Origin of the sequence: Dyadobacter sp., from assembly GCF_051859145.1 — a bacterium.
In the GTDB taxonomy this organism is placed as follows: domain Bacteria; phylum Bacteroidota; class Bacteroidia; order Cytophagales; family Spirosomataceae; genus Dyadobacter.
Genome location: NZ_JBHYGF010000005.1, coordinates 1 through 12,035, shown reverse-complemented (window position 1 = coordinate 12,035; position 12,035 = coordinate 1). Strand labels below are relative to the sequence as shown.

General features: G+C 45.7%; 12 protein-coding genes. 5 read left to right on the top strand and 7 right to left on the bottom strand.

Annotation, left to right across the window (positions count from 1 at the left end):
• The 3 genes from ACTIE6_RS00785 to ACTIE6_RS00775 form a co-directional block, all read right to left on the bottom strand.
• A partial coding sequence (locus ACTIE6_RS00785; protein WP_439554816.1) for an FAD-binding protein occupies nucleotides 1–757 on the bottom strand: 757 nt, incomplete at its 3' end.
• Nucleotides 758–783: 26 nt separating this feature from the next.
• Nucleotides 784–1,314, bottom strand: a complete 531-nt coding sequence (locus ACTIE6_RS00780) for a gluconate 2-dehydrogenase subunit 3 family protein (RefSeq protein ID WP_439554815.1) — start codon at nucleotides 1,312–1,314, stop codon at nucleotides 784–786.
• Nucleotides 1,315–1,688: 374 nt separating this feature from the next.
• Nucleotides 1,689–2,027: a hypothetical protein gene (locus ACTIE6_RS00775; protein WP_439554814.1), complete on the bottom strand. Its 339-nt coding sequence runs from the start codon at nucleotides 2,025–2,027 to the stop codon at nucleotides 1,689–1,691.
• A 174-nt stretch (nucleotides 2,028–2,201) separates the two neighbouring features.
• Between ACTIE6_RS00775 and ACTIE6_RS00770 the strand changes: the two genes are divergently transcribed.
• Nucleotides 2,202–3,248, top strand: coding sequence for an aldo/keto reductase (locus ACTIE6_RS00770; protein WP_439554813.1), 1,047 nt, complete (start codon nucleotides 2,202–2,204; stop codon nucleotides 3,246–3,248).
• Here the strand turns inward: ACTIE6_RS00770 and ACTIE6_RS00765 are convergent.
• Nucleotides 3,245–3,895 (bottom strand): LuxR C-terminal-related transcriptional regulator, encoded by a 651-nt coding sequence (locus ACTIE6_RS00765; RefSeq protein WP_439554812.1) that lies wholly within the window; start codon nucleotides 3,893–3,895, stop codon nucleotides 3,245–3,247. The genes ACTIE6_RS00770 and ACTIE6_RS00765 overlap by 4 nt on opposite strands.
• Nucleotides 3,896–4,440: 545 nt before the next feature.
• On the opposite strand from ACTIE6_RS00765, the gene ACTIE6_RS00760 reads away from it, so the two are divergent.
• The 3 genes from ACTIE6_RS00760 to ACTIE6_RS00750 all read left to right on the top strand — a co-directional run bounded on the left by ACTIE6_RS00760 (nucleotide 4,441) and on the right by ACTIE6_RS00750 (nucleotide 9,046).
• On the top strand, nucleotides 4,441–8,070 hold the full coding sequence (locus ACTIE6_RS00760) for a putative Ig domain-containing protein (RefSeq protein ID WP_439554811.1): 3,630 nt from the start codon (nucleotides 4,441–4,443) through the stop codon (nucleotides 8,068–8,070).
• Nucleotides 8,071–8,234: 164 nt separating this feature from the next.
• Nucleotides 8,235–8,735: a hypothetical protein gene (locus tag ACTIE6_RS00755; protein WP_439554810.1), complete on the top strand. Its 501-nt coding sequence runs from the start codon at nucleotides 8,235–8,237 to the stop codon at nucleotides 8,733–8,735.
• Between the two features lie 116 nt (nucleotides 8,736–8,851).
• Nucleotides 8,852–9,046 carry a hypothetical protein gene (locus ACTIE6_RS00750; protein WP_031527555.1) on the top strand — a complete coding sequence of 65 codons (195 nt, stop codon included), beginning with the start codon at nucleotides 8,852–8,854 and terminating at the stop codon, nucleotides 9,044–9,046.
• A 182-nt stretch (nucleotides 9,047–9,228) separates the two neighbouring features.
• Here the strand turns inward: ACTIE6_RS00750 and ACTIE6_RS00745 are convergent, their stop codons facing one another.
• Nucleotides 9,229–9,762 carry a YfbU family protein gene (locus tag ACTIE6_RS00745; protein ID WP_439554809.1) on the bottom strand — a complete coding sequence of 178 codons (534 nt, stop codon included), beginning with the start codon at nucleotides 9,760–9,762 and terminating at the stop codon, nucleotides 9,229–9,231.
• 153 nt (nucleotides 9,763–9,915) lie between these two features.
• Here ACTIE6_RS00745 and ACTIE6_RS00740 point away from each other — a divergent pair, with 153 nt between their 5' ends.
• The gene (locus ACTIE6_RS00740) at nucleotides 9,916–10,155 is read left to right on the top strand and encodes a hypothetical protein (protein WP_439554808.1); all 240 of its coding nucleotides are present in this window, start codon (nucleotides 9,916–9,918) and stop codon (nucleotides 10,153–10,155) included.
• Here the strand turns inward: ACTIE6_RS00740 and ACTIE6_RS00735 are convergent.
• The gene (locus tag ACTIE6_RS00735; protein ID WP_439554807.1) at nucleotides 10,149–11,420 is read right to left on the bottom strand and encodes a replication-associated recombination protein A; all 1,272 of its coding nucleotides are present in this window, start codon (nucleotides 11,418–11,420) and stop codon (nucleotides 10,149–10,151) included. The genes ACTIE6_RS00740 and ACTIE6_RS00735 overlap by 7 nt on opposite strands.
• 90 nt (nucleotides 11,421–11,510) lie before the next feature.
• On the bottom strand, nucleotides 11,511–12,035 hold a 525-nt coding region (locus ACTIE6_RS00730; RefSeq protein ID WP_439554806.1), incomplete at its 5' end, for an RNA polymerase sigma factor.

Sequence of the window (12,035 nt, the reverse complement as noted above, 5' to 3'; positions counted from 1 at the left end):
TTGATTGGGTGCTAAAATAGGCACCATACGGACAGCCATAAGAGCAGCGGTTGCGATACTGGCACGGAGAGCGGCCCCCTTCCAGCTGAATTTTAGTCGGCTGCGACAAGTTAGCCACGCGGCCGATCGTCATGGTGCGACCCGGGAATTCTTTTTCAAGGCGCTTCCTTACTTCTTTTTCAACAAAATACATGTCCATTGGCGGCAAAAACTCGCTGTCCGGCAATTGCGGCAGACCAAGCTTTTCGCCCGAGATACCCACGTGTTTTTCAACATAAGAATACCAGGGAGCAATGTCTTTGTAGCGGATCGGCCAGTCGACTGCGATACCATCTTTCAGGTTGGCTTCAAAGTCGATGTCGCTGAGCCGGTACGATTGTCTTCCCCACATAATGGACTTACCGCCGACGATATCGGGACGGAACCAGTCGAAGCGCTTCTTCTCTTCGTAAGGTGCGTCCATGTCGTTCATCCAATACTTTTCGGTATTCTCATTGTACGGATAATCGCGTGAAAGGAATGGGTGCGTTTCTTTTTGCTTTACGGTCAAACGGCCGTTGTACTGGGTTTCCCAGGGTGCTTTCAATGCATTTTCATAACCTGTTACGTGTTCCAGGTTTTTGCCTTTTTCCAGCATCAGTACTTTAAGCCCCTTTTCGGTAAGCTCTTTGGCAGCCCAGCCGCCGGATACGCCCGAACCGATTACGATTGCGTCGTAGGTGTTTTCTTTTAATGCGTCAATATTAAGATTCGCCATTTCGATAGATTTTGCAGGGTTTTGGATTAAAGTGCCCAGCTTTTCTGGCCTTTTGGCATTTGCCAGGAACCATCAAAGCGGCCAGGGATCGGCAGGTAGTCGAGTGCCTGCGTGGCACCGATCTCGGAAGTGAAGTAACCTGTTACCGTTAGTCCTTTCATCTGCAGGAAAAAAGGCTTGTCAGCAACGGTGGTCTTCTTGATGATCTCGTTCTTCTGTGTCTGATCAAGTGAAACAAATCCCTTATTGTAAGTCTGCTTACTCAATGCATCCACCTGGTCGAGGCCGGCGTAAAACTTCTTTTGCTCGTCGATCACATAACAATCCTGCAATACGCGGGTTATAAATTTCTCTGCACCGGCAGCCTTGGCGCCAGGTGTGCTGGTAGTGGGAATAATTACGTCAGCAACTTCTGCCAGAAGCGCTTCCTGGCTTTCTGTAATGGAAATAGAAGGGCCAAAATTCAACTTTTCCCCCATAATCCCGGCCATTAAAGGGGCCGAGAGGGTACCTCCCATGAGGAAGGTTATTTTTTGAACAGCTTCTCTACGGTTCATGGATTGGGTTTGATATGGTGAAATACGAAAAGGTATAATTGATCTTTAAATATAACACTGATCTCTGTTCAAACCAGCAATTTGGAACAGGAATGATGCAAATTCCCGATTGTTCACCCAACAGTGCCGCTTGCTCATCAAATATTTGAAGGTAGGTTTTGAGGTAGCATATTTGAATCATATTCTAGGCCTTTCTAGATCGCCGATCTCCCCGGTCGGCATATGACTGAAAAGGTTAAGTAATAGAGGAACGTTGAGTAAATAATGCAAATAACTTCTCTGAAATTTCAGGGAAGTTATTTTTTTTGGCTCAATTTGAAGGTCGCAAAGGCATCCTTCCAGCTTGAAAATCACATTGATAATACTTCGACGCATTAAAGCATAATCACCCGCTTTGGTCTGCTGGGATCATATTTTACGTGAATGCGCGCGCCGATCCGCAATGCAGCAAGCTCTGACACTTTTGTCCACCTGTCCAGTTCAATCACGTAATTCCGCATTCTTTTTGGCTCGACCTGCAATCTCAGCCTGATCTTTGTAATCGGGCCGCTTCGCGCTGCATTCAGCATTTCTACATCTAAAATGGTGGCCGCAGTCTCCTCGCCATGCGCCGCGATATCGCTTTTACATTGCCTGATCACACGTTTTCGGATCAATTTTAATAGTGCCGAAATCCAGACTACAATAATGCCTGTCAATAAGAATGTTTGCATATTTTTAGTTTAATTGAGCGCAGCTCAATTAAGGTCCGCGGAAAGCCTTTCGCAAACGCGATTATTGAAAGGCTGAACAGCAATGAGCAACCGAAATATATTTGCGGTTGTTTGTAGTAGATGTTCTATAATCCTGAGAGGCAACATATTTTACATTATTAAACAGTCGTGGTGATGGAATACAGACAATTAGGTGCATCAGGCTTGAAAGTGCCTGTGCTGAGCTTCGGTACCGGTACTTTCGGCGGCGGTGGAGATTTCTTTAAAGCGTGGGGAAATACACAGGTTGACGAGGCTAAAAAGCTGGTAAGTCTGTGCATGGATGCGGGAATCAACTTTTTCGATACTGCGAATGTGTACTCGCAAGGCGCAGCTGAGGAGATACTCGGTAAAGCAATTATCGGAATGCGGGACCAGATTATCCTGTCTACCAAGGCTACGTTTAAAATGGGGAACAAGCCAAATGACTTCGGATCTTCGCGTTTTCATCTGGTAAAAGCCTGCGAGGATAGCCTGCGCAGGCTGCAAACCGACTATATAGATATTTACCACATGCACGGTTTCGATGGAGTAACTCCCGTCGAAGAAACATTAAGTGCATTGGACGATCTGGTTCGTGCGGGAAAAATCAGGTACATCGCCTGTTCCAATTTCTCGGGCTGGCATCTGATGAAATCACTTTCCGTTTCTGAAAGGTATGGTTGGTCGAAATACATCGCGCACCAGGCACATTACTCTTTGCTGAGCAGGGAGTTTGAATGGGAACTGATGCCGCTGGCATTGGATCAACACGTCGGAACCATTGTGTGGAGTCCACTCTCTGCGGGCCGACTGGGAGGTAAGTACCGCCGCAACCAGCCCATTCCCGCGGACGGTCGCATTGCGCAAGGTGGGGGAGAGGGGCCGGCTATTCCTGAAGACTTCTTTTATCATCTGATCGATGTGCTCGACGAGGTAGCCGGTGAGACCGGGAAAACAGTCGCACAGGTTGCATTGAACTGGCTTTTGCAGCGTCCCACTGTCAGCAATATCGTAATCGGTGCCAGAAATGAAGACCAGCTGAAACAGAACCTGGGCGCTATCGGCTGGAACCTCAGTCTCGAACAGGTAAAGAAACTTGATGCAGCGAGCGAGAAAGCGCCTGTGTATCCATATTGGCACCAAAGGAAAAATCCAGATCTTAACCCGCTACCTGATTTTTACGGTCGCTTCAACCATTAGCGGTTACTGTTTTGTAGTTCGGGAATGAAGAGCTTGTGCTGGATCGCATAAACGATCAGATCGGTCGTGCGCTTTACCTTCATTTTGTCCATTACACTGCGATGGTAATATTGTACGGTATGCACGCTCAGTTTGAGATCGTACGCGATCTCCTTGATCGTGTGTCCGCCGCATACACGCTGTAATACTTCATTTTCCCGCGGCGACAGGTGAAAGGCGAGTTGCTCGCCGGCAAATACGCTCTTGATCAGCATATCCTTTAATGCTGCGCCTATGAACTGTTTGCCGGCGGCTACCGCAAGAATGCATTCGCTGAATTCTTCAAATAAGGTATTCCCGGACAACACGCCTTGTGCCCCCCGTTTAATCGTGCTTTTTACTGCATGAACGTCAGCTTCATCAAAAAGCACTATTACTTTCAGCCCGTCCGGTAAGGCGGTTTTACATCTTTCCAGCATATCGCGGCCTTCCTCATCTGCTATGGATGAGTTTACTACTGCTACGTCCGGACACTTTTCTGCCAACGCTTTCAAAAAGTCTTTTCCGGTTACAAAAGTATTTATATGGTCGAACTCCGGATTTTGTAGTAGCAGCTGTTTTAGTGAGTCAATTAGAAGTAGGTTTACGTCTACAAGTGCAATTCTCATATTGTTTTCTGATTGGCTTCAAAGCCAGGCTTTAAAGCTTTTGCATGTGTCTGCAAGCTAACTTCCGGGCACGCAGACAACACGATTTTAGGTGTTCAAATGGCGAATAATGCCTAAATAAAGCCATTTATTCGAATCGAGCTTCATTTTTCCTACGAAAAATAACATTATTTATTAACCGGGTAGCCTCAATCCTGTCGAAAACATCTTGCCGCTTTGTAGCTAAAATTAATTCGATACCTACTATAAACAACTGGTAAATTCATAGTAGAAATATGCGGGTTTTCTTTGATGGTTTAATGGACAATATTTGTGGTATATAGAACTATTGCTGTGCATTAATAGGACTATATCTGTCTGTTCACATCAACTTAATTCGCAAACTATGTCTTCATCAGCTACCTAATTACCAGTCACTAATTAAACACGTTCTCCGGGGCTTTGAACAGAAAGCGATCTCACCGAGCCGCAATCGTTCTGTTCTACGATCTTCTTAGCATTCAGGTTTGTCAGCCAATGCATTATTCTACTAACTCATCTTTTCTATGACAACACGTTTTCAAAACCACTATCTATCGGAATATTCGGGCCGCCACGATGCTGCCATATTCTCAGACCAACCGGGATCCTTTAAAGTACATGCCGGCAAATTCCTGGTCTTTATGCTGAGCTTATTGATGCTGGCACAAGCGGCCTCTGCACAGCAGTCCAACCTTGTGTGCAACGATCAGACCAACTTTTCAGCGCCAACGTTCAGCAATTTGACGGTAACAACAACAGTAGCCCCCAATAGCGGAGGAAATCAGACAACTGTAGCAAATACCTCTAATTTGACGGACAATGATCCTGCGACATTTGCTGAGGTTACATTGCGGGCGACCCGTAGTGGCACACTATGTGGTACGGCCACCAATGCATCAGGAGTCATAAGGGTGGAAAGTCCCTCTGGTACTACTTACCAGCGAGGCAATTATGTCGGCTTTATAACCAGTAATGATTTGGCAGATTTTGCCAGTGTGAACGTGGCAGCAACATTAAACGGGACCAGTGTCTCTTCAACTTCAACCCCAATAATCTCTCAAATCGGGTCAAACCTTTATGAAGTTGGATTTGTAACAACAGGTAGCGGTAGTTTTAACGGTATTGAAATATCGCTCACGTTGGATGCACAACCAATACTCGCTGGCTGCGGTACCGTTCAAGAATCCGTGAACATATACAACGCATTTCAGGTAAACTACTGCACAGCGCCAAGTTTCCCTGTTAATATTGCCAAAAACGCGAGCTTACCTGATTTTAATGTAACTACGTCCAGCAGTGGAGGAGATCCGCTTGAAGTGTTACTTGTAGGCGGTATTGTTAATGATGCCAATGCGATAAGCAGAAGCACAACCGACTATGCGCAACTGGTTCAGGTGCTAGGCAAACTTGGAACTAAATACCTTCAGGTTCATGATAATGTAACTACCTATCCTTCGGGAACTTTTGCAGGGTTTGATATAAGTACAGCAAGTACACTGCAGGTCGGCCTGCTTTCCGATATTACCATTGAAACACGCCTGAATGGAAATGTGGTTGACTCGGAAACGGGTGCCGGCCTTGTTGTCTCAGGTGAGTTACTATCAGCTGGCACCAGGAAGACAATCGGATTTACCTCTGCCGGACCCTTTAACGAAATCCGCATCGTCTTCAACGGATTAGGATTACTGGTAGGAGAAACCCGAATCTACAATGCGGTTGTCCAGAGATTTGAAGAAGGAACTGCGCTGGCGTGTAACACACCTACGCAATTGACATCGCCTGCTTATCCACTTACGGTTAGTCTCACCAATACCGGACTTTCCGGAACTGCCTGCGTAGCATGTTCTATCTCGGATCAAAACAATGTGATAGACGCAGATGTAAATACCGCCGCTACCATCAACGTTCTCGCTGCTGTTGGTGCGGAAGGTTCTATATCTGTCAAAAAAGAAGGCATTTCTTACCAAGCCGGTACTTTCGCAGGGTTTTCTGTTGGTAATGCGCAGTTGGTTGGTCTTAGCCTCTTCAAAAACATTACCATTACAACTTACCTCGACGGAGAAGAGCAGGAATCTCAAAATGGCACGGGAGGATTGATCAACGTCGGCCTGCTTACCGGCTCCCGCCAAACTGTTGGTTTTGTAACGAATGAAGAGTTTGACGAAATCAGGATCACGGTTGAACAAACGGCAGATGTTACTTCTACAACGCTCGTTTACGGGCCGGTGATTACAAACTTCTGTAACGATGGGGCGCTCACCTGCAATACCCCGGTGAATGTAACCAACCCGAGCTATGCAGTTTTTGTAAATGCAGCTAATACTGCGATCAACTCTGCATTATGTGCCAACTGCCAGATCAGCGAAACCCAGGCTGTAGTTGATGGATCTTCGACAGACGATTACGCGAGTATCAATCTGGCCGCGGCGGTAGGCAACATAGCCGGATTCTCTGTTAAAAATGCGATCACCGACTATCCTGCGGGCACATACGCCGGATTTGATATCCTCACCGGTTCACTGCTGAATGTGGATGCATTGGCAGCAATCCGGATCCGTACTTATTTGAATGGGGTTGAAACTGCTTACTCCGCAGGCACAGGATATACCGGAACTGCCTTGCTGGTAGGAGCGGGGCTACTTACATCTTCCGGCCGCCAGACAGTTGGAGTGGTTGCGGAAGATGCATTTGATGAGATCAAAATTGAATTTACAAACCTTGCGAGTGTACCGCTTGGCACTGTGCGTATTTACAACGCGGTTGTTCAGCAGATGTGCAACAACAATCCAATTGTTTGCGGAACAACAGGCTTACTGGTTGCTCCCGCACAGCCGGTAGTAGTGGAAAGCTCTCGTACTGGCTTGGTAGGTGTATGTGCATTGTGTGAAGTGCAGGATGCCAACAACGTTATTACCGCATCCACTTCGGATTATGCAGTACTAAGAGTTCCGGCAGGTGTAGCAGGCTCTGCGTCAATTTCTGTGAAAAACGGTGTAGTAACTTACGGTGCAGGAACAGTTGCAGGTTTTACGATCCAGGATCTTCAGGGAATCGTTTCACTGGATTTACTTCAGTCGCTGACACTTTCTACTTACCTGAATGGACAACCTACAGGTGAAACAGCATCAGGCAATACGCTGATCGCGCTGCGTCTGCTGCTTCCTTTGATTGGCAATGGTACTGAAAGCGACATTTACAATGTAAACTTCACCGCAACCCAGCCATTTGACGAAATCAGATTATCTGTTAATTCACTAGCTGGCTTGTTAAATCTCGTTCGGGTTTACGGCGCATTTGTAACACCATTTGCAGACGGCTGTCTGACACCTGGTCTGGTATTCAATGAAATTCCTTACAATGCGTATGTAGCGATTGCATATAATTCAGTGAATCCTGTAAGTGTTGCAACATACACAGGCGAGGGTGAGACATATTCAGTTGTGTCAGGAACCGGCTTTAACAGGCTGCCGCCAGGATTGTCTATCGACCCTAATACAGGGATAATCAGCGGGTCTCCGGATGAAAATTCACAAGGCATTTACACATTCCTTGTGGAAGTGAGAGATTCAAACGGCAACCGCATTGGTCAGAGAACGTACCGGATCAATGTCCAGGACAATTCGCTTCCCGTCACCCTGGCCAGTTTCAATGCAACGGCCGAAGGTATAACTACTTCGCTCAGCTGGGCTACATCCGAGGAGTCAAACAGTGACCGCTTCGATGTGGAACGCAGCCAGAATGGTAAGGTTTGGTCGAAAATAGGTTCGGTGAAATCTGCACAGGAAAGCAAGGGAATGAAGTACTATAATTTCACGGATAACATGCCAGCAGGCGGAATGAATTACTACCGCCTGAAAATGGTCGATCTTGATGAGAGCTTTGCTTACAGTCAGATTAAAGAGGTGAAATTCGGATCCACCAGCTTTGTTTCTCCAAACCCTGTGAGATCAGGCGAAATGCTGAAAATCACATTGACTGACTGGTCAAAAGTGAAGCAGGTACAAGTGATCAATGCAGCTGGAAAAGTGGTGTTTGAATCCGCCAATGCATTCTCAGCCGGTATTAACACCACCAACTTGTCGACGGGCTCTTACATTGTCAAGGTAATCCAGCTTGACGGTAATGTGTCCACGCACAGATTTGTTAAACAGTAGCCCTGTAAACACGATACACATACAAGCCGCCGGAATTTATCCGGCGGTTTGTTTTTTTATTGAACGGATTCGCATCAATACACTCGAATATATTTGACACCTGCGATATATACATATATTTGCGCAATAAGTTCTTGTACAACCTAGCCTAGTAATCGCACCTTATGCCCGGGAGAAAAAGCAAAAAACGTAAATGGAAAAAAGCGGCCATTGTCGTACTTAAATGGGTCAGCGCTATTTTGCCGGTTTGCGCGTTTATTTACATTCTTTATTACTACAAGCAATTCGATTTTCTAAAAGAAAAAAAGGAAGCGGTTTCCAAAACCGAAGTTATCACCAATTCAGACTCAGCGGCTACATTTTCGATGAATGCCAAAGAGGAGCTACTCAAGAAAATTTTAATTCAGAATAACGAGTGGCATTCAGTCGGTGGGGTAGCAATCCACAGTATGACAATCGTGAACGGAACAGACAAAAAGCTGTCGAGCGTAGATGTGGAATTCAAGTACCTGTCTGAAACGCAATCAGTAGTTACCTCCAAGATTGTCAACATCAAAGCAGCTGTTGCGCCTGGTAAGTCGTACAAGGCTTCCGGTATAAGCGCCGGGTATGTAAACAACAGCGTAGTAGGTTGCGACACGAAGGTAGCCAACGCCAGATTCTAGTTTAGCTGTGGTGTAAATTCCTCAAATTCATACTGTAACGATTGTAAAAGCCTGGTATGATATTTTCTTGTTTCAAGTCAGTAGTGTATAACATCCTGACTAAAAACCTGAAAATTATGGCACAGCTACTTCAAAACTTCTACCTGATACTTCCGTATCTGTTCTTTGTGTTATTGCTGGTTGCCGGCGGCGTTGGAGTGTGGCTGATAGCACAACTGAAGAAAGGAAGTCACTATCAAAACTATTCAGTAGGGGATAGGCTTTTTATGAAGCGCAATGCATCCCGCCTGAGAAAAATGCAGTTGAACTAATAACGATCTTATATAAAGAAAAACATCCCGGATGCAAATGTATCCGGGATGTTTGATTTTACTCAACGTTATTGAAAACCATTGCTGGCTCTCGGGTTCAAAATTAATGATTTGTTAACTCAAAACCGAGACTTTTCTTGGAAACAATTATATAATTTGTTGTTTCTGAATGAAAAAAGTTTTTAGGCCACGGTGAGTGAAAGCACTTCAATAAACTTCTTTAAATCAGATGCGGAATACTGCTGTTTGTTCGTGTTTTCGAACTCTGAGAAAATGGACAGCATCCTGTTATATTTGAGCATAGAGGTTCCTTTGTGCGATTTTAGCTGTCTGCCTTTATACTCTCCATGCTGGTCCATCCGGTCAACCAGGTACGACATCATATAGTAGTGCATCCCACTGTCTTCATCAAAACCTTCAAATTCGAGCAAAGCCAGGTCGAGTGTTTCTTTTTCATCGTCCGTCAGTAGCCGAATGGAGTCATTAATACGGCCATACATTTTCATGATGTCCGAAATTTCATTGTAAACGCTGATTGGAACCTCTTCATAGAGTGTGTTGAATACTTTCGGGTAAAGACCGGTGTAGCCTTTTTCAAGGATTTCTATCCTTCTTTCGTTGGCATCCTTCTCGGTTTCGTCGCCAATAATTGACAGAATTTTGCACTGATTGATGAGGAGCTGACGTTGCAGCAGGGAGATGCTTTCAGGGATCATTTTTGTAATGGATAGCTGTGGAATTGCGAGCAAGTTAGTGGCAAAATGTAGCAAAAGATATGAGATTAATCAACCGGCGCTCAGAAATTTGAAGCAATGCACGCATCTTTGTATTTATTCTTACTCAATTTCCGCTAAGCTTACCTTTTGATCATGGAAAGTACTGAGAAACCTTCGCAGGGCGCGAACGATTTACTGCATGGGAATACTACTTTGCCACCCACTTCGGAAGAGCTCGCTGCGTTTGTCGCAAGCCGGGAAACAGAAGAAAACATGCAGAAACTGGCCGGAAAGGTAGCTGAGGAATGGAATGAAGAAGTGGACAGCACGCATAAACCGGATCTTTCCTACGCCAGATTTGAAGAAAGGCGAAGGAATGCGGCAGATCAGTAATCGTACCAGTCGCCCCACCAGTTTTGCAGCTTCTTGCGGATTTCTTCCTCGCGTGCATTTTTGCCAGGCTCAAAGAATTTGCTGCCTTTGATCTCGTCCGGCAAAAAGTTCTGTTTCGCAAAATTACCCTCAAATTCGTGGGCATATTTGTAATCTTTACCATAACCAATCTGCTTCATTAGCTTGGTAGGAGCATTGCGCAGGTGCAATGGGACGGGCAGATGCGCCGTTTTTTCAGCTGCCTGCATTGCGGCGCCGATCGCAGTGTAGCTCGCGTTGCTTTTTGGTGAAGTGGCCAGGTAAATCGCTACTTGCGATAATATAATCCTGCATTCAGGATACCCGATTACATTCACGGCCTGCATACATTCATTTGCCATAATAATAGCAGTCGGATTTGCATTGCCGATATCTTCCGAAGCCAGGATCAGCATTCGCCTGGCGATAAACGCAGGGTCTTCGCCGGCCACAATCATCCGTGCCATCCAGTAGAGTGCTCTGTTCGGGTCACTTCCACGCAGCGACTTGATGAATGCAGAAATAATATCATAATGCTGCTCTCCCGATTTATCATAGCGCGCAATGTTCTGCTGGGCAACCTCTACCACCCATTCGTCTGTAATTTCTATTTCAGTTACCTCTCCTTTTGCCAGCACGACGAGTTCGAGCAGGTTTAGCAATTTTCTGCCGTCACCTCCTGAAAGCCTGAATAATGCGTCGTAGGAATCAAATTTGATGTTTTTTTCACTCAGCCACTTGTCTTTTCCCAGCGCGCGTTTGATCAGGTTTTTCAATTCGTCCTCACCAAAAGCTTCCAGGATGTAAACCTGGCAGCGGGAAAGCAATGCGGAATTGATCTCGAAAGAAGGATTTTCAGTAGTAGCGCCAATCAATGTAACCTGACCTTTTTCCACTGCGCCAAGCAATGCATCCTGCTGACTTTTATTATAACGATGAATTTCATCAATAAACAAAATAGCCGGAAAAAGTCCCGAAGGCCGCGCCAGCACCTCGCGCAGATCTTTCACACCCGAACTGATTGCACTCAGGTTATAGAACTGCCTTTTTGTGGTTTCCGCGATAAGCAATGCAAGTGTAGTTTTGCCGACCCCCGGAGGTCCCCAGAAAATCATGGAAGGAATTGCGTTTTGCAGAATGGCGCGGCGCAGCGGCCCTTTCGGGCCCAGCAATTTTTCCTGCCCTACAAAATCATCCAAAGTTCGGGGGCGCAAACGTTCTGCAAGCGGGGTGCTTAAAAGCGTCATTCAGGCGTATTGGGTTTGTTAATGGTACCCTTATCAACAAAAAAAGCGCGGCTAAGTTCGCCACGCTTCTCTTCTCTGATTGTAAAAAGCTTAGAATGTAAGCCTGTCTAGTGTCATTTGTTTTTTAAGGTTACCCAATGCACCAAATACAAGATTGTACACCGATTGTATATTGATTTTCATCAGGTCGGCAATCTCGTGGTTGTTCAGGTTCATGTAAAATTTCAGGAAAATCGCTTCGCGCTGGCGGCGCGGAAGTCCGTTGATCGCCACATTCAAATGCTGGTTGGTCGATTCGAACTCTTCTTCCGAGATCAGGTGGTTTTCGTGGGAAGGGGTGTTGATATGCCAGTATTCAACCGGGATATCTTCATTGCTGGTGTGCTTTTGCTGCGCATTCAGGTGGCGCACCAGTTTCCTCTTAATCGACGCCATCAGGTAAAAACGAACGGAAGTTGTGTCACCCAGCGTCATCCGGTTTCTCCACAGTTCAACGAACAGGTCGTGGATGCAATCTTTAATTAATGGTTTGTCAATGGTAAACTGTGAACAATACTGGTAAAGAATGTGAACATAAGAGCGGTACAGGCATGCATAAGCATTTTCATCGCCTTT

What these genes read in the sequence shown, in the direction of transcription:
- ACTIE6_RS00780 (WP_439554815.1), bottom strand. Translation starts at nt 1,314, where the DNA reads ATGAACCGTAGAGAAGCTGTTCAAAAAATAACCTTCCTCATGGGAGGT.
- ACTIE6_RS00775 (WP_439554814.1), bottom strand. Translation starts at nt 2,027, where the DNA reads ATGCAAACATTCTTATTGACAGGCATTATTGTAGTCTGGATTTCGGCA.
- ACTIE6_RS00770 (WP_439554813.1), top strand. Translation starts at nt 2,202, where the DNA reads ATGGAATACAGACAATTAGGTGCATCAGGCTTGAAAGTGCCTGTGCTG.
- ACTIE6_RS00765 (WP_439554812.1), bottom strand. Translation starts at nt 3,895, where the DNA reads ATGAGAATTGCACTTGTAGACGTAAACCTACTTCTAATTGACTCACTA.
- ACTIE6_RS00760 (WP_439554811.1), top strand. Translation starts at nt 4,441, where the DNA reads ATGACAACACGTTTTCAAAACCACTATCTATCGGAATATTCGGGCCGC.
- ACTIE6_RS00755 (WP_439554810.1), top strand. Translation starts at nt 8,235, where the DNA reads ATGCCCGGGAGAAAAAGCAAAAAACGTAAATGGAAAAAAGCGGCCATT.
- ACTIE6_RS00750 (WP_031527555.1), top strand. Translation starts at nt 8,852, where the DNA reads ATGGCACAGCTACTTCAAAACTTCTACCTGATACTTCCGTATCTGTTC.
- ACTIE6_RS00745 (WP_439554809.1), bottom strand. Translation starts at nt 9,762, where the DNA reads ATGATCCCTGAAAGCATCTCCCTGCTGCAACGTCAGCTCCTCATCAAT.
- ACTIE6_RS00740 (WP_439554808.1), top strand. Translation starts at nt 9,916, where the DNA reads ATGGAAAGTACTGAGAAACCTTCGCAGGGCGCGAACGATTTACTGCAT.
- ACTIE6_RS00735 (WP_439554807.1), bottom strand. Translation starts at nt 11,420, where the DNA reads ATGACGCTTTTAAGCACCCCGCTTGCAGAACGTTTGCGCCCCCGAACT.